Genomic DNA, 19,888 nt, shown 5'->3' on the forward strand with positions numbered 1-19,888 from the left:
ATGTTTCCTCCCAGGAGGCGTGGGTAAGAGTGTGTTTCGTGGGGAGCGCGGCTGCTTGGGGCGCGAGCGGCGATGTCGAAAACCTTGTATTCATGAGATTAGGGATGATTGAACCGCAACAAAAGCGCAAGATTTGAAAGATAACCGTGCACAATAGGTGCATGATTGATGCGAGGCTCATCACACTTCGGGTGTTTGCCCGGTGCGGCACCATTGGCGCAACCGCAGAGCTCACAGGCTATTCCCCCTCCGCCGTCTCCGCGCAGCTGCGGGAGCTCCAGCGCATGCTGGGAATGCAGCTGCTGACCAAGGACGGCCGGGGCGTACGCCTGACCGCCACGGGCCGCTTTCTCGTGGCGGGATCGGACAGCCTCATTGCTGAATGGGAGAGCCTGCGTGCCGCGGCCATGGAGGCAGGCGACCAGGTACAGTCCCGCTTTGGGCTCGGCGGATTCTCGACGGCGGCCGCGCAGTTGCTCGCGCCGCTGGCCGCCACCCTGCGCTCAACACGCCCGCTGCTGGAGGTACAGGTACTCGAGGCCAACCCGGCCCGCTGCTTCGACTTACTGGTGGCCGAACGAATCGACCTGGCGGTCATCGTCGCCATGCAATCCGACACCTACATCGAGGACGATCCTCGCTTCGAACAGACCGTTCTCCTCGACGATCCCTTGGACGTGATCATTCCCGCTGACCACCCGTTGGCATCGCGGGAAACGGTGACGCTCGAAGAGCTCGCATCGGAACCATGGATCACCGAAGCCGCCGGATCCACCTACCATGCCCTTTTCACGGCGGCGTTCACGGCCGTCGGGGTGACACCGCGGATTGCCCATGAGGCGGTTGAATGGGAAACCCAAATCGCCTTCGTCGGAGCGGGACTGGGTGTGGGCCTGCTCCCCCGGCTGGCACCCTTGCATAGCACCGAAAACGTGGTTCGACTGCGCATCAGCGGCAAAGGCAGGCCCTCACGTCGCATCGTCGCTGCGGTTCGCAGGGGCAGCATCGCCTCGCCCCTCATCCAGGAGTCGCTCGGCATTCTTCAGGACAGCGCCCACAGGATCCTCACGGCCCGCCCCGAGGACGACCGCTGAGCATCGTCCGGGCAAGACTTATGCGCCCGTCACCTCACGGACTGTGGGGCAACGGGCGCATTGGCCCCTTAACAGGTCCAGGAAAGCCCGACGGCGTCACTCACCTGGACTTTGACGGACGCCTTTACTGGACAACTGCGGCGTCAGCCTGTTTCCCGCTGGCTGAAGAGGGGGTGGTGTCCTGGCCGCCGGCAGCTGCCGCCAGGGACATCCCTTTGGTCTCTTCCGCCATCAGGACACAGATCAACCACCCGAGCGCGGTAAGGCCGGCAGCAGCCAGCATGGTGGGCCCGATGCCCCAGTCGCGCAGGGCGAAGGGAATCACGAAAGTACCAATCGCAGCGCCGATCCGGCTGGCACCGGTGGTAATGCCGATGGCGCTTGCCCGGACCTCGGTGGGAAAGAGCTCACTGGGGTATGCCCATTCCAGGATGTTCGGCCCTCCTGAGAAAAAGGCGTACATGCAGAAGCAGGCAATAATGATCGCCACGGGGGCTCCCGGAGCAAATCCGAGGACGAAGAGTGGGATCGCCATGAGGGCGAAGCTCCAGATAATGAGTGGCCTGCGGCCTACAGTCTCCACCAGGCGAAGAGCGGGAAGGCAACCGAGCAGGAAGACCGCGTTGATGATCACAGAGCCGAGGTTGGCCATATTGCCTTCGCCCAGGCCGAACGAGCTGAGTATGACAGGCCCGAACGTGAAAATTGCGAACAGCGGCGTTACTTGAAGGATGTAGAAAGCACTGCAAAAGAACAGTCGCTTGGGGTACGGACGGCGCAACAGCATGGAGAAATCAACTTTGCCCTTTATTGCTGCCTGCATGGGCGACTCCGCTTCCGCCGCAAACACAGCGGCCGCATCCACCTGGTCTCCCAGCCCCACACGCAGAGCATCCTCCGCTTCCTTCCGTCGGCCGTTGTTCAGCAGCCAGCGGGGTGATTCAGGAATGCCGTGCCGCATGGCCAGGACAGCAACACCCAACACGGCAGAGCTGCCCAACATCCAGCGCCAACTTTCGGGGCCGAACACCTCGGACATGACGAAGCCAACCAAGGAGGCCAGTGCAGCGCCCGCGAACCAACCTGTGATCAACATGCCCAGCATCTTTCCCCGACGCTTTTGGGGCAACCATTCCGCCAACAGTGCGCTGGCGATGGGATAGTCGGCCCCGATGGCGAGTCCCACAATGAAGCGCAGGATGATCAGTTGGGTTGCATCCTGCACCACGAATTGAAGGGCAGACGCAATCACCAGCGCCCACAAGTCAATGGTGTACATCAGGCGCCGGCCGATTTTGTCCGTCAACGGCCCAAGGAACAGGGCACCGAAAAAGATACCCACCAGAGCCGAGGCGCCGATGAGGCTGACTTCAAGCTCGTTGGCACCGAATTGTGCCGTCAGCCCCACCATGGCGATGCCAATGATGCTCAGCATGTATCCGTCAAGGAGCGGGCCGCCCATGCAGCCGACGACGAGTTTGCGATGGAAGGGAGAAAAGCGTGCTGAATCAAGAGTGGAGCTAAGTCCCATGGTTCTCCTTTGCCCGTGCCTTTCCGCGACGCTGCGAAAAGGCAAAAATATACTAGACATGTAAAGACTGATATATGAGAACGTAGAGTTCGGCGTCAGGGCCTGTCAATCTGTTACATCCCCTGGCGGGACGCCTCAGGCCCAGACCTCGTAGCCCGTCGATTTATCAAACAGCTTCCTGGTGGAGAGCCCCTCCCAACCCAAACACTCCCTAAACGGAGCGGTGAGCGCTGATCCGGCAGCGTGCATAAAAGGGCCCCACCGGGCGCAACGGAACTTACCAGCCGCGTTCTGCGAGGCGGTGGGGCTGGGGGATTTCGTCGACGTTGATGCCGACCATCGCTTCGCCCAGACCACGGGAGACCTTGGCGATGACGTCGGGATCGTCGTAGTAAGCAGTGGCATTGACGACGGCGGCGGCGCGTTCTGCGGGGTAGCCGGACTTGAAGATCCCCGAACCAACGAACACACCGTCAGCGCCGAGCTGCATCATCATCGCAGCATCAGCCGGGGTCGCGATGCCACCGGCGGTGAACAACACCACGGGAAGCTTGCCGGTCGCGGCAACTTCCTTGACCAGCTCGTACGGGGCCTGCAGTTCCTTGGCCGCAACGTACAGCTCGTCCTCGGGCAGGGCGGCGAGCTTGGCGACCTCGGAACGGATCTTGCGCATGTGCCCGGTGGCGTTGGAAACATCGCCGGTGCCGGCTTCACCCTTGGACCGGATCATGGCCGCGCCCTCGTTGATGCGGCGCAGGGCCTCACCGAGGTTGGTGGCGCCACAGACGAAGGGAACCGTGAAGTTCCACTTGTCGATGTGGTTGATGTAGTCGGCCGGGGTCAGGACCTCGGACTCGTCGATGTAGTCCACACCGAGGGACTGCAGGACCTGGGCTTCGACGAAGTGGCCGATGCGGGCCTTGGCCATGACCGGAATGGACACGGCGGCGATGATCGCATCGATCATGTCGGGATCGGACATGCGGGACACGCCACCCTGGGCGCGGATATCGGCCGGGACGCGCTCGAGCGCCATGACGGCGACGGCACCGGCGTCTTCGGCGATGCGGGCCTGCTCGACGTTAACGACGTCCATGATGACGCCGCCCTTGAGCATCTCCGCCATGCCCCGCTTAACGCGGCTGCTGCCCATGAGTGGAATGTGTTCGAAAAGGAGGGGTCTTGTAGTCACTGGATACTCCAAGGGCTGAGGGCTGTGATTGCATCACAAGCACCTGGATTCAGGAGACTGGCAAAAAGACCGCGTGATATCCGGGTGATATATTAGTGAGCGTTTTCAGTATGCAATTCCCGCAGCGCCCAGTCAACAGCTCGGAATGCGCCAGCAGGCATCAAGCCGCGAAAAGCGCCTGGCGGACGGCGCGCTCGAAGCCGCTGACATGGACGCGCGCCAGTTCAGCAGCCTTTTCCTCATCGCCGTCAATGACGGCCCTCAGCAGGTCCAAGTGTTCGCGTACATGATGCTCAAGATCAGGCAGCCGATCCAGGACCATGCACCAGATGCGCGTAGCCAGATTGTCGTAGCGAATCAGCACATCCTCGAGGTGCGGATTCGCGGCCGCGGCGTAGATGCCCTGGTGAACACTGGCGTCGAGACGAAGCGTTTCAACTACTGACGCGGCGCTGACATCAAAGTCCTCCACCGCGCGCATCACTTCGCGCAGATGTTCCTTGGTGGCGGCGGAAGCAACCCGCGCCGCACGCGCTGCGGCGAGGGGCTCCAACTGCGCCCGGATCTCGGAGATGAACGCCAGGTCAGTTACTTCCACGCGGGTGGCGAACGTGCCCCGCCGCGGATAGGTGATGACCAGCCGGTCCAACTCCAGCCTTTTCAGGGCCTCCCGCACCGGCGTGCGCCCGATCTCCAGGTCCTTGGCGAGCTGATCATCGTTGAGAAGGTCGCCGGGCTTGATCTCCAGCATCAGCAGCCGGTCGCGAAGTCGTTCATAAGCGACGTCAGCGAGGGATTTCTTCGTGGCATCGCCGATGCTTGCAAGAGTTCCAAAAGCCACAGCGCCAGCTCCTTCTTCCTAGCCGAAAAAATCTATTGACCTGCCTCGGACACCAGTATACGCTGATTCCAATCCTAATATATCAGTTCAGGACCCCGGAATATATCTAAAGGAGGCGACATGACCCTCATGGCGACAGACTCACCGGTAAGCACGCTGCCGAAGCCCGAAACGCTCAAAGACGAGCAAGCACAGAAGTTCGTACTCACATTGTCGTGCGTCGAACGGGCCGGAATCGTTCAGGCAGTGACCACCTTCCTGTTTGAGCGCGGCTTCAACATCGAAGAACACCAGCAGTTCGACGACGGCCTCCGCCAGACGCTGCACCTGCGGACCGCCTTCTCCGGCCCGCTGTCCTACTCACCCGAGCGGCTCGAGGAGGAATTCAGCGCGATTGCCGGCCGCTTCGACATGAAGTTCAGCTTCCACGACCAAACCAAGAAGCGGGTCCTGGTGATGGTGTCCAAGTTCGGACACTGCCTCAATGACCTCATCTTCCGCTGGAGGGGCGGCAGCCTCGGCGGAGACCTGGTGGTAGTTGCCTCCAACCACGAGACCCACCGGGCAATGGCCGAAGCTGCGGGCCTTCCCTTCGTCTACATTCCCGTCACCCCGGATACCAAGGCAGAGGCTGAACAGCGCCTCCTGGACCTGGTGGAGGAGTACAACGCGGACCTCGTGGTGCTGGCACGCTATATGCAGGTCCTCTCCGACGATCTCTGCCGCGCCCTTGAGGGCCGCGCCATCAACATCCACCACTCCTTCCTGCCGGGATTCAAGGGCGCCCGCCCCTACCACCAGGCCTACGACCGCGGCGTGAAGCTGGTTGGCGCCACTGCCCACTACGTCACCGCGGACCTGGACGAGGGACCAATCATCGAGCAGGAAGTCATCCGCGTCGATCACAGCTACGGACCCACCACACTCTCGACCGTGGGCCAGGATGCCGAAGCCCTGGCTTTGTCCCGCGCCGTCAAGTGGCACTGTGAACACCGCGTGCTGCTGGACCAGACCAGCACCGTGGTTTTCCGCTAAGCCACCCGTCGCCCCAGACCCCACACGAACTTCAGCAGGAGAACCCCCATGACATCCACGCCCCGCATTGTCATCATCGGAGCCGGAATCGTCGGCACCAACCTCGCCGACGAACTGGTCACCCGCGGATGGAACAACATCACCGTCCTGGACCAGGGACCCCTGAACATGCCCGGCGGCTCCACGTCCCACGCGCCGGGCCTGGTCTTCCAAACCAACCCGTCAAAGTCCATGGCGCTCTTTGCCAAGTACACGGTGGAAAAGTTCCTGTCCCTCACCGAGGACGGCCAGAGCTGCTTCAACCAAGTGGGCGGCCTTGAAGTCGCCACGAATGAGACGCGCCTGGCAGACCTGAAGCGCAAGCTCGGCTACGCACAGTCGTGGGGCATCGACGGCAAGATCCTCACCCGCGAGGAATGCAAGGAGCTCTACCCCCTGATCAATGAGGAAGACATTCTGGGTGGCCTTCACGTCCCCACCGATGGTCTGGCGCTTGCCGCCCGCGCCGTGCAGTTGCTGATCAAGCGCACGGAAGCTGCCGGCGTGAAGTACATCGGCAACACCGAGGTCACCGGAATTGAGCAGTCAAACCGCCGCGTGACCGGCGTCGAGACCGCCGATGGCGTCATCCCCGCAGACATCGTGGTTTCCTGCGCCGGCTTCTGGGGCGCCAAGGTGGGCGAGTTGATCGGGATGTCCGTTCCGCTCCTTCCGCTGGCACACCAGTACGTCAAGACCACCCCTGTTCCCGCCCAGAAGGGCAAGAACGAACTTCCCAACGGCGCCCAGCTGCCCATCTTGCGCCACCAGGACCAGGACCTCTACTACCGCGAGCACGGCGACCGTTACGGCATTGGCTCCTACGCGCACCGCCCCATGCCCGTGGATCTGGACGAGTTGGGCAGCTACGAACCCAGCAGCATCAGCGAACACAACATGCCCTCCCGGCTGGATTTCACGCTGGAAGACTTCCTCCCCGCGTGGGAGGCAACCAAGCAGATCCTGCCGGCGCTGCGGGAAAGCGAAATCGAGGATGGCTTCAACGGCATCTTCTCCTTCACCCCGGACGGCGGCTCCCTGGTGGGCGAGTCCAAGGAAGTGGACGGATTCTTCGTGGCCGAAGCCGTGTGGGTCACCCACTCGGCCGGTATTGCCCGAGCCGTGGCGGAGTTGCTCACCACCGGAAAGTCGCAGATCGACCTCGGCGACTGCGACATCCACCGCTTCGAGGAGGTCCAGCTGACTCCCGAATACGTCAGCGAAACCTCCCAGCAGAACTTCGTCGAAATCTACGACGTCATGCACCCGCTCCAGCCCAAGCTCTCCCCGCGCAACCTTCGCGTCAGCCCGTTCCATGCCCGCCACAAACAGCTGGGCGGCTACTTCCTGGAAGGCGCCGGGTGGGAACGCCCTTACTGGTTCGAAGCCAACGCTGAACTCCTGAAGGAAATGCCGGACGACTGGCAGCCGCCGGCCCGCGACGCGTGGTCGGGCATGTTCAGCTCCCCCATCGCCGCGGCTGAGGCCTGGAAGACGCGTACCGCAGTTGCCATGTACGACATGACGCCGCTCAAGCGCCTTGAGGTTTCCGGCCCCGGCGCCCTGAAGTTGCTGCAGGAACTGACGACGGGTGACCTGGCCAAGAAGCCGGGTGCAGTCACCTACACCCTGCTCCTGGACGAAGCCGGCGGCGTCCGAAGTGACATCACGGTTGCCCGCCTGAGCGAGGACACGTTCCAGCTGGGCGCCAACGGCAACATCGACACCGCTTACTTTGAGCGCGCAGCCCGGCACCAGACCGAGAACGGCAGCGCCGGCGACTGGGTCCAGGTCCGCGACACCACCGGCGGCACGTGCTGCATCGGCTTGTGGGGTCCGTTGGCCCGTGACCTCATCGGCACGGTCAGCAATGATGACTTCAGCAATGACGGCCTGAAGTACTTCCGGTCCAAGAAGGTCACCATTGGAGGCGTCACCGTCACCGCGATGCGCCTGTCCTACGTGGGCGAACTCGGCTGGGAGCTCTACACCAGCGCAGACAACGGGCAGCGCCTCTGGGATGCCCTGTGGAAGGCCGGGCAGCCGTTCGGCGTCATCGCCGCAGGCCGCGCAGCCTTCAGCTCGCTGAGGCTCGAAAAGGGCTACCGCTCCTGGGGCACGGACATGACCACCGAGCACGATCCTTATGAAGCGGGTCTTGGGTTTGCCGTGAAGATGGCGAAGGAGAATTTCGTCGGTAAGGCCGCTTTGGAAGGGCGCAGCGAGGAAACCTCCAAGCGCCGCCTGCGCTGCTTGACGGTCGACGACGGCAGGAGCCTGGTGCTGGGCAAGGAACCGGTGTTCTACAAGGACCAGGCGGTGGGTTACGTCACGAGTGCCGCTTACGGCTACTCGGTCCGCAAACCGATTGCTTACGCGTACTTGCCCGCGGCTGTGTCGCTCGGTGACTCCGTGGAAATCGAGTACTTTGGACGCCGCATCCAGGCGACCGTTACCGAAGATCCGCTGTACGACCCCACCATGAGCCGCCTCCGCGGCTGATCCACCGCGCTCCACCCAGGGCAGGCGGCCCGGAGTTTCCTCCAGCAACCGAATCCGGGCCGCCACCCTATCCCCCCTTGTTCTGTCAGCCTTAGTTCTCGGCCTGCCCAGGAAGACCAATGATCAGCTCAGAAACCATCAACGACTACCTCTCCAGGCTTGCCTCACGTCAGCCCACTCCCGGCGGCGGCGCAGCGGCAGCCTTGCATGCCGCCCAGGGCGCCGCCTTGGTCGCCATGGTGGCCAGATATACGACCGGCGCAAAATATGAGGAGCATGCAGCACTGGTCAGCCGGATCACCAGCGCCGCCGACCACCTGATCGTCGAAGCGTTGCGCCTTGCGGACGCCGACGAACACGCTTTCCAGTCCGTCATCGATTCCTACAAGCTCCCCGCGGAAACCGACGAGCTCAAGGCAACAAAGACCGCAGCCATCCAGGACGCACTTGTTCAGGCCGCCCATACTCCCGCGCAGCTCATCAAGGTTGCCGGTGAGGTGGTGGACCTTGCTACGGAACTCTTTGACGTGGCCAACCCCAATGTCATCAGCGACGTCGCCGCTGCCGCAGACGCAGCGCGCGCAGCCGCCACAACAGCCCGGGTCAACATCGACATCAACGTCGCCGCCATCAAACACGGCGAAGCCCGTACCCGCTTGGCGGAACAGACCAACGGCATCGAGGACAAGGTAGTCCTGGCCGCCGACTCCCTGGTGAAGCGCGTCCGCGAAAGGATCCTTGCGTGAACACCGAGATACTCTCCGGCAAGGGGCTCGCCTCCCTCATTCAGCAGCAGGCACAGGACGACGCGCGGATCCTCGAAAATGAGGGACTCCGCCCGGCATTGGCTGTTGTTGTCGCCACGGACGACGAGTCAACGCACTGGTACGTGCGGTCCATCGAGCGCGCCGCCGGACGTGCCGGCATCGAGTGCAGGATCGTCGATCTCGGCCAGGACGCCAACGAGCAAGTGCTGGCCGGTGTGTTGGAGGACCTCAGCGCGGAGCCATCCGTGCACGGGATCATTCTCCAGACGCCACTGCCCAACGGTGTCAGGGCTGACGGTTTGGTGGGGCTCATAGCTCCGGAAAAGGACGTCGACGGCGCCAATCCCCTCAGCCTCGGCCGTCTGGCTGTCGGTCAGCCCGCCTTCGCACCCGCCACAGCGCGTGCCGTCGTGGAACTGCTGGACCACTTCCAAATCCCCGTCGCAGGACGGAACGTGGCCGTCGTCGGGCGTTCCGCCGTGGTGGGCAAGCCGCTGTCCCTGCTCCTCCTCGAACGTGACGCGACCGTCACCATCTGCCATTCCAAGTCGGGGCCGCTGGAGCGCTATACGCAGCCAGCCGACGTCGTGGTTGTTGCTGCCGGCCGGACCGGACTGCTGAAGGGCAGCCACATCTCGCCGGAGACGGTAGTGATCGACGTCGGCACCAACGTCCTGCCCGACGGTTCCCTGGTGGGAGACGTTGACGAAGCCAGCGTCACCGGAGTCGCCGCTGGCCTGAGTCCGGTTCCCGGCGGCGTCGGGTCAGTGACCACAGCGCTCCTGCTCCTGCACACCCTGGAAGCCGCCCGGCAGCAGTCCCGCAGCGGGTTGCTGGCTGCTTCCACTTCCCGGATCTGAAGGGTCTCCCATGCATTTCAAAGCTCCGCGCGAGAACATCGACGAGTCAAAGCTGACCGTCACAAAACCCAAAACCAAAGCAGTGGGCATCCCGGCCGTTGCCAACGCCTTGAAGATCTCGCTGGAACAGATGGGACCGCTGCGCAGCGTCCAGACCCTGCTGGCAGTGAACCAGCTGGACGGGTTCGACTGCATGGGTTGCGCCTGGCCTGAACATGAAAAGCGCAATGCTGCGGAGTTCTGCGAGAACGGCGCCAAAGCGGTGGCCGAGGAAGCCACCCGCCGCCGCGTCACGCCGGAGTTCTTCGCCAAGCATTCCGTTGCCGAGCTCAAGACCCGCGACGATTTCTGGTTGGGCCAGCAAGGCCGGATCACCCACCCGATGTTCCTCGATGAAGGCGCAACGCATTACACGCCCATCGGCTGGGAGGAAGCGTATGACCTCATGGCCGAGGAGCTGCGGGGCATGGAACACCCTGATGAAGCGGTCTTCTACACCTCCGGCCGGACCTCCAATGAGGCCGCGTTCGTGTACCAGCTTCTGGTGCGCGGCCTGGGGACGAACAACCTCCCGGACTGTTCCAACATGTGCCACGAGTCCTCCGGCTCAGCGCTGGTGGAAACCATCGGCATCGGCAAGGGCTCTGTCAGCCTGACGGACCTGGAAACGGCATCGCTGATCTTCGTCGCCGGGCAGAACCCCGGCACCAACCACCCGCGCATGCTCAGTGCCCTGGAAAAGGCGAAGAAGAACGGTGCGGTCATCGTGTCCGTCAATCCCCTTCCTGAAGCCGGGCTCCTGCATTTTGAGAACCCACAGCACGTGGCCGGCATGATTCAAGGGACCCAGCTGACGGACGACTTCCTGCAGATCCGTGCCGGTGGCGATCAGGCCCTCTTCCAGGGTTTGGGCAAATACCTGCTCGAAGCCGAAGCTGAGGGGCGGAAGACACCCGGCCTGCAAACGGTCCTGGACCATGAATTCATCAACAACCACACGGTAGGCATCGATGACTATCTGCGACACCTGGAGAAGGTGGAGTGGGATGACATCGTGGAGGCAACCGGCCTGACCTTGGAGCAGATCCATTCGACGGGTGAGCGGCTGCTCGCCTCCAGTGCCACCATCGTGTGCTGGGCCATGGGACTGACCCAGCACAAGCATTCCGTGCCGACCCTCCGCGATGTGGTCAACGTCCTGCTGCTCCAGGGCAACATCGGCAAGCCCGGAGCCGGCGTCTGTCCGGTGCGCGGCCACTCCAACGTCCAAGGTGACCGGACCATGGGCATCTTCGAAAAAATGCCGGAGACCTTCCACGACCGGCTGGACCAGGAATTCGAGTTCCGCTCTCCCCGGGAGCACGGCTATGACACCGTGGCAGCCATCCGCGCCATGCGGGACGGGAAAGTCCGCTTCTTCATGGGGATGGGTGGCAACTTCGTCAGGGCTGCCCCCGATTCAGAGGTCACCGAGCAGGCCTTGGCCAACACTGGCCTGAGCGTGCAGATTTCCACCAAGCTCAATCACTCGCATCTGTCCACCGGACGCCGGGCGCTGATCCTGCCCACACTCGGCCGCACCGAGAAAGATACCCAGCGCACCGGCGATCAACGCGTCACTGTGGAGGACTCCATGAGCGCCGTGCACGCATCCCGGGGACGGCTCAAGCCCGCCAGTGACCACCTCCACTCGGAAGTAGCCATTGTCTGCAACCTCGCGGACAGGCTGTTCACCGATGGGCACAGCCGCCTGCCCAACACACCGCAAGCGTCGTGGCTGGCCATGCGGGACGACTACACCCTGATCCGCAAACACATCGAAGCCGTGTTCGACGGATTTGAGGACTTCGAAGCGCGGATCCAGCATCCTGGCGGCTTTGTACTGCCCCACCCACCGCGCGATGCCAGGAAGTTCAACACCGCGTCCGGGAAAGCGCACTTCACGGGCAACGAGTTGGAATTCATCAAGATCCCGCCCGGCCGGCTGGTCCTTCAAACCCTGCGTTCCCACGACCAGTACAACACCACCATCTACGGCAAGGACGACCGCTACCGCGGCATCCACGGCGGACGGCGCGTGGTGCTCATCAACGCCGAGGACATCACCGAACTGGGTTTTGCCGACGGCGACATGGTCCACCTGATCTCCGAGTTCCAAGGAACAGACAGGCGGGCCGAGAACTTCCGACTCGTGTCGTATTCGACGCCGAAAGGTTGCGCCGCCGCGTACTACCCCGAAACCAACGTCCTGGTGCCCCTGGATTCCGTAGCGGATACCAGCGGAACGCCCACCTCAAAGTCCGTCATCATCCGGTTGGAAAGGGCCTAGATCCTCTACAGATTCTCCACCCGTCCAATGGTCCGTGAATGGTGCTTCGGTGCCTGAAACCTGGGGAGGTATTTCCTCATCGAAGCACCGCTTTCGGATCATTGGGCAGCACTTGTCAGCAACAGCCAAAGAATAGGGAGTGACCATGTCAGGAAACAGAGCAGTCGCCTACAAGGAACCCGGTGTCGTCGAAATCATCGACACTGACTACCCCACGTTTGAGCTCAAGGACGGACCCGGCGTCAACCCTGCCAACGTCGGACGGAAGGTACCGCACGGCGCGATCCTCCGGACGGTGACCACCAACATCTGCGGTTCGGACCAGCACATGGTCCGCGGCCGCACCACAGCTCCACAGGACCTCGTGCTCGGTCACGAAATCACCGGCGAAGTGGTGGAGGTAGGCCCCGACGTCGAGTTCATCAAAGTGGGCGACATCGTCTCGGTACCGTTCAACATCTCCTGTGGCCGCTGCCGCAACTGCAAGGAGCAGAAGACCGGTATCTGCCTCAACGTCAACCCTGACCGCCCCGGCAGCGCCTACGGCTACGTGGACATGGGAGGCTGGGTGGGCGGACAGGCAGAGTTTGTGCTGGTTCCCTACGCCGACTGGAACCTGCTGCGCTTCCCGGACCGCGATCAGGCGCTGGAGAAGATCATGGACCTGACCATGCTCTCGGACATTTTCCCCACCGGCTTCCACGGCGCCGTTACTGCCGGCGTTGGTGTTGGATCCACTGTTTACGTCGCAGGTGCCGGGCCCGTGGGCCTTGCTGCCGCCGTCGGCGCTCAACTGCTGGGCGCCGCCGTCGTGATTGTGGGCGACATGAACGAGGACCGTCTGGCGCAGGCGCGCTCCTTCGGCTGCGAAACAGTCAACGTGTCCAACGGCGATCCGAAGGAGCAGATCGCACAGATCCTTGGAGTTCCCGAGGTGGACTGTGGCGTGGATGCGGTGGGCTTCGAAGCCCGCGGCCACGGCAAGGACGCCTCCCACGAGGCCCCCGCCACCGTACTGAACTCCCTTATGGACATCACGGCCGCCGGCGGATCCCTGGGCATCCCCGGGCTCTACGTCACCGGCGACCCGGGCGGAATCGACGACGCCGCCAAGCACGGCTCCCTCTCGCTGTCCCTTGGTACCGGCTGGGCCAAGTCCTTGTCCTTCACCACTGGCCAGTGCCCGGTCATGAAGTACAACCGTCAGTTGATGATGGCCATCCTGCATGACAAGGTCCAGATCGCCAAGGCAGTCAACGCCCAGGCGATCCCGCTCGAGGACGCTCCCCGCGGCTACGCCGAATTCGACGCCGGAGCGGCAACAAAGTTCGTGCTGAACCCCAACGGCTACGTGAAGGCGTAGTACGAACAAATTCAGTACGCACCACACGGGTACCGGGGACGGCGCGGCAATCATTACGGGAAGGCCGGGCAGTCCCCGGTATCTGCTCTTATCAGCACCACCACATCAGGCAGGGGCATCCATGCTCGCACAAGCAATCTTTACCGACGCTCCCAGGACCTTTGATGCAGGGGCCACCGTGGGCGGCGAACGGCGGCACGCGCCCACCTGGGCCGAAGCCCGGCAGCTGGCCTACGACTGCGCCGGCCCGCTTCCGTCGTCGAACGTCGCCCTCGGCGAAGCGATCGGGCGCACATTGACCAGCCCGGTCACCGCCCACCAGGACCTGCCCCACTACGCGTCATCTGCCATGGACGGCTGGGCCATCAGTGGCAGCGGCCCGTGGACCATCACAGCGTCAGGCCGGACGCTCGCCGTCGGTGAGGCCAGCGTCATTGCCACCGGCGGGCTGATTCCATCCGGTGCCACTGCGGTGCTCCGCAAGGAGAGTGGAGAGGTCCGCGGAGACGTGCACCTCTCACTCAGGCACGACGCGAAGCCGGGCGAGGCACTCCCCGGCCGGCACGTGCGACCCGCTGGTGAAGAAGCCTCCGCGGGTGAAGTCCTCATACCCGCCGGAACGCTCCTTAATCCGGCACACATTGCCCTCGCCGCCGTGGCTGGTCACGACCACCTTCAGGTACAGCGCAAGCCGAGGGTCGGCGTCGTGCTTACCGGATCGGAGGTCGTGACCTCAGGTGAGCCTGCACCAGGACGGGTCCGCGACGCATTCGGTCCGCAGCTGGATGCGGTCATTTCGCAATTGGGCGGGGTGCCCGAGGGCCAGCTCAGGATTGGCGATTCGTACGAAGAGTGGTTGGCGGCCCTTGGCGGTGCCCCTGAGGCGTTGCGGCCGGACGTGACCATTACTACCGGCGGAACCGGGAAATCCGGGACAGACCACTTCCGCGATGCCATCGCTGCACTCGGCGGCAGGCTCCTCCTGGACGGGATTGCCATGCGGCCGGGCCACCCGGCAGTGTTGGCCGAACTTCCTGATGGCCGTTTCGTCATCGGGCTACCGGGAAACCCGCTGGCCGCCATGATGACCCTCATGACCCTTGGCGAACCCCTTTTCGCTGCCTTGGGAAGCCGGCCCGTCCAACAGACCGCGCATATGGTCTCCGGGGCGGACCTGGACCCCACCCCGGGAAGCACACGTCTCATACCCTGCACCCTGATCCACGGCCTCGTGTTCCCCACCTCCCACACTGGGCCCGGGATGATGCGTGGGCTCTCACGGGCGGACGCCTACATGGCTGTTCCGCCGGAGGGCGTGGCAGCGGGCTCTCCAGTCCCAGTCCTGCCGTTGCCATGGACATCCCCCATCGGCTCCGTTGACCACCAAGTCTGTTGACCATCACGGGTTTCCTCGGTGTGAAAGGGTCCGTGCAAAACTCCGTCTAGGATGAGGACAGACTAGGTAGGGGTGCAGGCCGGACAGAGGGATCAGCCGAGGGCGGCCTGCCTGGACAACGACACGAGGCACCATGGCCGCACGCAACAACCCGGACATCGACAAGGACGCAGACGCCCAAGGCGGCGGCGTCCAATCTGTGGACCGCGCGCTCCAGATCCTGGAAATCCTGGCCCGCCAAGGTGATGCCGGCGTGAGTGAAATCGCCGAAGAAATGGGCGTCCACAAGTCCACCGTGTCCAGGCTGGTGGGCTCCTTGGTCAACCGCGACATCGTCCGGCAGAACAGTGAACGCGGCAAGTACCAGCTGGGCTTTGGGATCCTCCGCCTCGCGTCTTCCATCCCCGGCCGGCTGAGTGTGGTGCATGAGGCACGGGGAGTCCTGGAGGCGCTGGCGGCCGAATACAAGGAGACCGTCAACCTGGCCGTGTTGAGGTCAAACTATGCGGTGAACGTGGACCAAGCCATGGGACCGTCAACGCTGGCCACCTACGACTGGGTGGGCAGCCTGACACCGCTGCACGCCACGTCCAGCGGCAAGGTCCTTCTTGCTGCGCTGACGGCCGACGAAAGAAGCCAGGTCCTCAAAGCCGTGGGCCTGCCCGCGCGCACGCCCCGCACGGTGACAAACCGCGGGGAGCTGGAAAAGCAGCTGCTGGACGTGGCCCGCAACGGGTACGCCACAGTCCACGAAGAGTTTGAAATCGGCCTCACGGCCGTTGCCGTGCCCATCTATAACCACGCGGGAAGCGTCATTGCCGCTGTAAGTATTTCCGGTCCCGCGTTCCGCTTCTCACCCGAGGACCAGCCAGGGCTCATAGACGGCCTCCGCGAGGCCGGGCTGACAATCAGCGAGCGAATGGGCTACAGGCGCCGCTAGCTCTCGACCCAGCGCGTCCAAAGCGCTCCAGGCGCAACAGTCACCATCACACGCAACAATACACCTCAAAGCCAATTGATATATCAAGTTGCCGTTAAACAGGGAAAAAGCCTTGACTTTGAGTGTGACGGAGCGCACTCTGTTGCTTAGCGCGAATGTTGTTGATTCATGCGGAACGCCCTTCAGGCTCACCGAGCCCAGCGCGCAAACCCTACCCTCCGCCCGGACTAACACCCCAGGCCATGAATCAACGCAAACCCATGACTCGCCGAGCAAAGGACCCGCTCATGGCTATAAACAGTGACACGAAACCCTTGACACCAGAGGAGTTACCTGCGGACGATCGATTGGCGGATAATTCATCATCAGCCACTCCCGTCCAAGCGGAGAACGTTGAACAAGTCATCAACGTCTCCCCCGAAGAAACCAACCCGGCAGTCCTCAACGGTGAGGATGGAGGCGCAGAAACCTTGCCTGACTCGGAAGAATACGAGCAGATCCTGGAAGAACTGCGCCATGCCAAGACCGAGCAGGCCGTTTCAGCCCGCCGGAACCGCAAACTTACCCTCGACAAAGTCACCTTCGGGATCACGGGCGCCATCGCCGTCGCCTTCGTGGTCTGGGGCTTCGTCGGAAGGGACAGCCTTTCTGAAACATCCAAAGGCGCCCTGAACTGGGTCATGGAATACACGGGCTGGCTGTTCATGGTCCTCGCCTCGTTGTTCGTGGTCTTCGTACTCTGGCTCGCACTCGGAAAATTCGGCAACATCCCACTGGGTAAAGACGGCGAGAAGCCCGAGTTCCGCACCATTTCCTGGATAGCGATGATGTTCGCCGCCGGCATGGGCATTGGGCTCATGTTCTACGGCGTGGCCGAACCGCTGTACCACTACATCTCGCCACCGCCAGGCACCGTGGACGGACGCACACCCGCGGCCATCCAGACCGCCATGGCCACGTCGATCTTCCACTGGACCCTGCACCCCTGGGCCATGTACGCCGTAGTCGGCATCGCCATGGCCTACGGCACCTACCGTCTGGGCCGTAAGCAACTGGTCTCCGCGGCCTTCACCTCGCTCTTCGGCATCCGTATGGTTGAAGGCCCGCTCGGCAAGTTCATTAACATCCTGGCTATCTTCGCCACACTCTTTGGGACGGCGGCTTCCCTGGGCCTTGGGGCCCTTCAGATCGGCAGCGGCATGACGTCCAACGGCTGGCTGGGTGAGATCGGCACCCCGGTGCTGGTGGTCATCGTCGCCATCCTGACCTTCTGCTTCGTGGCATCAGCTGTTTCCGGCATCAGCCGCGGCATCCAGTGGCTGTCCAACATCAACATGGTCCTGGCCGTTGTTCTGGCCCTGATCGTGTTCGTAGCCGGACCCACCTTGTTCATCCTCAACCTGATCCCCTCAGCCGTGGGTGACTACGCCCGGGATTTGGCTGAAATGTCCTCGCGTACCGAAGCCGTGGGAGACGACTCCCTGCGCAGCTGGATGACCAGCTGGACCATCTTCTACTGGGCCTGGTGGATTTCCTGGACGCCCTTCGTGGGAATGTTCATCGCCCGCATCAGCCGTGGCCGCACCATCCGCCAGTTCGTCACCGGCGTACTGCTGGTGCCGAGCGTTGTGAGCGTCATCTGGTTCGGCATCTTCGGCGGCGCTGCCTTCCACGTCCAGCAGGAAGCGGACAAGGCAGGCACCCCTGGCCTGGTGACAATGGTCAACGGAGCACCCTCCATCAACTTCGATGGTGCCCTGTTCGACCTGATCAAGAACCTTGGCATGCCGGGCTGGCTGACCGCAGCGGTCATCGTGCTGGCCATGGTCCTGGTGGCGATCTTCTTCGTCACCGGCGCAGACGCAGCCTCCATCGTGATGGGATCGCTCAGCTCCAACGGCGCCGAGCACCCGCGCCGTGGAGTGGTGATCTTCTGGGGAAGCCTCACAGGCGCAGTGGCCGCGGTCATGCTTCTTGCCGGTGGCGATGAACCATCGGAAGCCTTGTCAGGCCTGCAAAGAGTAACCATCGTGGCGGCTTTGCCGTTCGTGATCGTCATGCTGCTGCTTTGTTTCGCGCTGGTCAAGGACCTTCGCCGCGACCCTTTGTCCCTGCATAAACGCCTTGCGACTTCTGTGGTGGATCGAGCCATCCGGACCGGGGTGGAGCAACACGGCGGCGTTCAGTTCGATCTCGTCACCAGGCACGAGTGCGCCGTAAAATGTACCGAGTCCGATTGCGCCGGGGGAACACCTACCGGAACCATTCCGCTGGTTGGCAAACCCAACAAGGACTCCGACGACAAATAGCCAGCTCCTGGCTGCCCACATTCACACATCAGTAAGGTCCACCATGCCCAACACTCCTGCTCAAGGCACCCTCCGCCTCGGCAACCAGGCCAGCAACGACGTGACTCTCTCCCTGGACGCGTCCAAACCCATGACAGTCCGAATTGAGGTTGACCGTTGCCCCTGCGGCTCGGACCACAGCCGGGCCGGCTCCTACGTCGACACTGACTTCAGCCGCTAACAGCGGATACAACAAAGCCAGTCCACAACACAGCAAAGCAGGCGCCGGATTCCGGCGCCTGCTTTTTGTTTAGTGCTGGTTGGGAGCTAAGGCCTATTTGGGCATCAGCACTGAGTCGATCAGGTAGACCGTGGCGTTGGCGGTCTGGACGCCACCGCAGATCACATTGGCGCCGTCAACTGTGAGTGCGTCCTTGGTGCCGGCTACGGTCACTTCGCCACCCTGGACAGTCTTGTGGGTGCCGACGATCTGGTCCGGGGTCAGCTGACCGGGGACTACGTGGTAGGTGAGGATCTTGCTCAGCAGGGCATCGTCCGTCTTGAGCGTTTCGATCGTTGCAGGGTCGATCTTGGCGAAGGCGTCGTCAACCGGTGCGAACACCGTGAATTCGCTGCCGTTCAGGGTGGAAACCAGGTCCACCTTGGGGTTGAGCTTGCCCGAGACCGCGGCGGTCAGGGTCTTGAGCAGCGGGTTGTTCGATGCTGCTACGGCTACCGGGTCCTGGGCCATGCCCATTACCGAACCGGCACCGTCCGGAACCTGTGCGGCGTAACCGGCGCAGCCGGGGCCCACAAGGTTAGCGGCCGGATCCATGGCGGCACTGCTCATGGCGGAAGCCGACGGCGAAGCAGACGGCATTGCCGACGACGACTCCGGCGCGGAGGACGGAGCTGCCGACGAGGATGAAGGTGTGCTGGAACCACCACAGGCAGTGAGTCCGAGAAGGGCGGCTGCAGTGAGGCCAACGAAGGCGAGGGCGGGGCGCTTTGTGGACAACATGTCATTCTCCTTGTTTTTGGATCCAGGGCGTTGGGTCCATTGGGTAGTGGGACACGGTCTGCAAGTGCGGCTTTTGCTTCACCAGCGGTTTGTGTCTCACCAGCTATTCGGAGGATGGGACGGGGTGGATGGGTGCGGATTGAAAAACTTTTTAAAACGAGCCACTCGGGGCCCGGCTCCGCGTTCCGCTGGACGTTGGATAGGGGCCGTGCCCGCTTCGCGATGTCCGCCACGCCGCAGCCCCTATCCAACGTCCGCCTTCCCCGTTTAGAAGTACGGCTTGGTGATCAGCTCAAGTGCGTGGCCAGAGGGGTCCTTGAAGTAGACCCCGCGGCCGCCGTGTTCCGTGTTTGTCTCGCCCGGGCGGGTCATCTGAGGATCCGCCCAATGGTCGACGCCGGCACTTACCAGACGGTCGTAGGCACGGTCGAAGTGGGCGTCATCAACCAGGAACGCGTAGTGCTGCATCTGGATCTCGACCGGGGGCTCGGCGAATTGGAGCATCACGCCGCCAGCCAGTGAGAGGTTGGTGAACGGCCCCCAGGTGGGGGCCTCGTCCGCTTCGAGAATGGAACGGTAGAACCCGGCTGACGCCGAGCGGTCGAGCGAAGCGATGATGGTGTGGTTGAAAAGAGCAGGCATGCAAAACTCCTTTGTATGTGGGGTCAGTTCGATGGGCTGGGAGTTCAT

Annotated in this window: 16 protein-coding genes; 11 read left to right on the forward strand and 5 right to left on the reverse strand. The window is 62.8% G+C overall.

Translation table 11 applies throughout. The features are described from left to right. The first annotated feature begins 161 nt into the window (after nt 1-161). Nucleotides 162-1,094, forward strand: a complete 933-nt coding sequence (locus GVL04_RS13355) for a LysR family transcriptional regulator (protein WP_159705245.1) — start codon at nt 162-164, stop codon at nt 1,092-1,094. A 124-nt stretch (nt 1,095-1,218) separates the two neighbouring features. Here the strand turns inward: GVL04_RS13355 and GVL04_RS13360 are convergent, their stop codons facing one another. The 3 genes from GVL04_RS13360 to GVL04_RS13370 all read right to left on the reverse strand — a co-directional run bounded on the left by GVL04_RS13360 (nt 1,219) and on the right by GVL04_RS13370 (nt 4,658). Further along, nucleotides 1,219-2,625, reverse strand: coding sequence for an MFS transporter (locus GVL04_RS13360; protein ID WP_159705249.1), 1,407 nt, complete (start codon nt 2,623-2,625; stop codon nt 1,219-1,221). 277 nt (nt 2,626-2,902) lie between these two features. Beyond that, on the reverse strand, nt 2,903-3,778 hold the full coding sequence (gene pdxS / locus GVL04_RS13365) for a pyridoxal 5'-phosphate synthase lyase subunit PdxS (RefSeq protein ID WP_159705402.1): 876 nt from the start codon (nt 3,776-3,778) through the stop codon (nt 2,903-2,905). 199 nt (nt 3,779-3,977) lie between these two features. Further along, a complete protein-coding gene (locus GVL04_RS13370; protein WP_159705252.1) occupies nt 3,978-4,658 on the reverse strand; it encodes a GntR family transcriptional regulator in 681 nt (226 codons plus the stop codon). Nucleotides 4,659-4,778: 120 nt separating this feature from the next. On the opposite strand from GVL04_RS13370, the gene purU reads away from it, so the two are divergent. The 10 genes from purU to GVL04_RS24530 all read left to right on the forward strand — a co-directional run bounded on the left by purU (nt 4,779) and on the right by GVL04_RS24530 (nt 18,418). Beyond that, nucleotides 4,779-5,693, forward strand: a complete 915-nt coding sequence (gene purU, locus GVL04_RS13375; protein WP_159705255.1) for a formyltetrahydrofolate deformylase — start codon at nt 4,779-4,781, stop codon at nt 5,691-5,693. Nucleotides 5,694-5,741: 48 nt separating this feature from the next. Next, nucleotides 5,742-8,234 (forward strand): FAD-dependent oxidoreductase, encoded by a 2,493-nt coding sequence (locus GVL04_RS13380; protein WP_159705257.1) that lies wholly within the window; start codon nt 5,742-5,744, stop codon nt 8,232-8,234. Between the two features lie 119 nt (nt 8,235-8,353). Then, a complete protein-coding gene (locus GVL04_RS13385) occupies nt 8,354-8,980 on the forward strand; it encodes a cyclodeaminase/cyclohydrolase family protein (RefSeq protein WP_159705260.1) in 627 nt (208 codons plus the stop codon). Further along, nucleotides 8,977-9,861: a bifunctional 5,10-methylenetetrahydrofolate dehydrogenase/5,10-methenyltetrahydrofolate cyclohydrolase gene (locus GVL04_RS13390; protein WP_159705263.1), complete on the forward strand. Its 885-nt coding sequence runs from the start codon at nt 8,977-8,979 to the stop codon at nt 9,859-9,861. Before GVL04_RS13385 ends, GVL04_RS13390 begins: the two co-directional genes overlap by 4 nt. 10 nt (nt 9,862-9,871) lie before the next feature. Beyond that, entirely contained in the window at nt 9,872-12,190 is a 2,319-nt protein-coding gene (locus GVL04_RS13395) for an FdhF/YdeP family oxidoreductase (RefSeq protein ID WP_159705266.1), read from the forward strand. Between the two features lie 145 nt (nt 12,191-12,335). Continuing rightward, complete coding sequence (fdhA, locus tag GVL04_RS13400) at nt 12,336-13,553, forward strand: formaldehyde dehydrogenase, glutathione-independent (protein ID WP_026005570.1); 1,218 nt, start codon at nt 12,336-12,338, stop codon at nt 13,551-13,553. A 121-nt stretch (nt 13,554-13,674) separates the two neighbouring features. Next, nucleotides 13,675-14,949 carry a molybdopterin molybdotransferase MoeA gene (locus GVL04_RS13405; RefSeq protein WP_159705269.1) on the forward strand — a complete coding sequence of 425 codons (1,275 nt, stop codon included), beginning with the start codon at nt 13,675-13,677 and terminating at the stop codon, nt 14,947-14,949. Between the two features lie 133 nt (nt 14,950-15,082). Next, nucleotides 15,083-15,889, forward strand: a complete 807-nt coding sequence (locus GVL04_RS13410) for an IclR family transcriptional regulator (RefSeq protein ID WP_159705272.1) — start codon at nt 15,083-15,085, stop codon at nt 15,887-15,889. Between the two features lie 287 nt (nt 15,890-16,176). Further along, nucleotides 16,177-18,198 (forward strand): BCCT family transporter, encoded by a 2,022-nt coding sequence (locus GVL04_RS13415; protein WP_235036277.1) that lies wholly within the window; start codon nt 16,177-16,179, stop codon nt 18,196-18,198. A gap of 43 nt (nt 18,199-18,241) precedes the next feature. Further along, a complete protein-coding gene (locus tag GVL04_RS24530) occupies nt 18,242-18,418 on the forward strand; it encodes a hypothetical protein (RefSeq protein ID WP_200846844.1) in 177 nt (58 codons plus the stop codon). Nucleotides 18,419-18,511: 93 nt separating this feature from the next. Here the strand turns inward: GVL04_RS24530 and GVL04_RS13420 are convergent, their stop codons facing one another. Both GVL04_RS13420 and GVL04_RS13425 read right to left on the reverse strand, forming a co-directional pair. Continuing rightward, a complete protein-coding gene (locus GVL04_RS13420) occupies nt 18,512-19,198 on the reverse strand; it encodes a fasciclin domain-containing protein (RefSeq protein WP_159705278.1) in 687 nt (228 codons plus the stop codon). Between the two features lie 267 nt (nt 19,199-19,465). Beyond that, nucleotides 19,466-19,840, reverse strand: coding sequence for a VOC family protein (locus GVL04_RS13425; RefSeq protein ID WP_159705281.1), 375 nt, complete (start codon nt 19,838-19,840; stop codon nt 19,466-19,468). Nucleotides 19,841-19,888 lie beyond the last annotated feature (48 nt).

Origin of the sequence: Arthrobacter sp. 18067 (assembly GCF_902706295.1) — a bacterium.
GTDB lineage: Bacteria > Actinomycetota > Actinomycetes > Actinomycetales > Micrococcaceae > Arthrobacter.

What these genes read in the sequence shown, in the direction of transcription:
- GVL04_RS13395 (WP_159705266.1), top strand. Translation starts at nt 9,872, where the DNA reads ATGCATTTCAAAGCTCCGCGCGAGAACATCGACGAGTCAAAGCTGACC.
- GVL04_RS13410 (WP_159705272.1), top strand. Translation starts at nt 15,083, where the DNA reads ATGGCCGCACGCAACAACCCGGACATCGACAAGGACGCAGACGCCCAA.
- GVL04_RS13360 (WP_159705249.1), bottom strand. Translation starts at nt 2,625, where the DNA reads ATGGGACTTAGCTCCACTCTTGATTCAGCACGCTTTTCTCCCTTCCAT.
- GVL04_RS13355 (WP_159705245.1), top strand. Translation starts at nt 162, where the DNA reads ATGATTGATGCGAGGCTCATCACACTTCGGGTGTTTGCCCGGTGCGGC.
- GVL04_RS24530 (WP_200846844.1), top strand. Translation starts at nt 18,242, where the DNA reads ATGCCCAACACTCCTGCTCAAGGCACCCTCCGCCTCGGCAACCAGGCC.
- GVL04_RS13405 (WP_159705269.1), top strand. Translation starts at nt 13,675, where the DNA reads ATGCTCGCACAAGCAATCTTTACCGACGCTCCCAGGACCTTTGATGCA.
- fdhA (WP_026005570.1), top strand. Translation starts at nt 12,336, where the DNA reads ATGTCAGGAAACAGAGCAGTCGCCTACAAGGAACCCGGTGTCGTCGAA.
- pdxS (WP_159705402.1), bottom strand. Translation starts at nt 3,778, where the DNA reads ATGGGCAGCAGCCGCGTTAAGCGGGGCATGGCGGAGATGCTCAAGGGC.
- GVL04_RS13420 (WP_159705278.1), bottom strand. Translation starts at nt 19,198, where the DNA reads ATGTTGTCCACAAAGCGCCCCGCCCTCGCCTTCGTTGGCCTCACTGCA.
- GVL04_RS13380 (WP_159705257.1), top strand. Translation starts at nt 5,742, where the DNA reads ATGACATCCACGCCCCGCATTGTCATCATCGGAGCCGGAATCGTCGGC.
- GVL04_RS13425 (WP_159705281.1), bottom strand. Translation starts at nt 19,840, where the DNA reads ATGCCTGCTCTTTTCAACCACACCATCATCGCTTCGCTCGACCGCTCG.
- GVL04_RS13415 (WP_235036277.1), top strand. Translation starts at nt 16,177, where the DNA reads ATGGCTATAAACAGTGACACGAAACCCTTGACACCAGAGGAGTTACCT.
- purU (WP_159705255.1), top strand. Translation starts at nt 4,779, where the DNA reads ATGACCCTCATGGCGACAGACTCACCGGTAAGCACGCTGCCGAAGCCC.
- GVL04_RS13385 (WP_159705260.1), top strand. Translation starts at nt 8,354, where the DNA reads ATGATCAGCTCAGAAACCATCAACGACTACCTCTCCAGGCTTGCCTCA.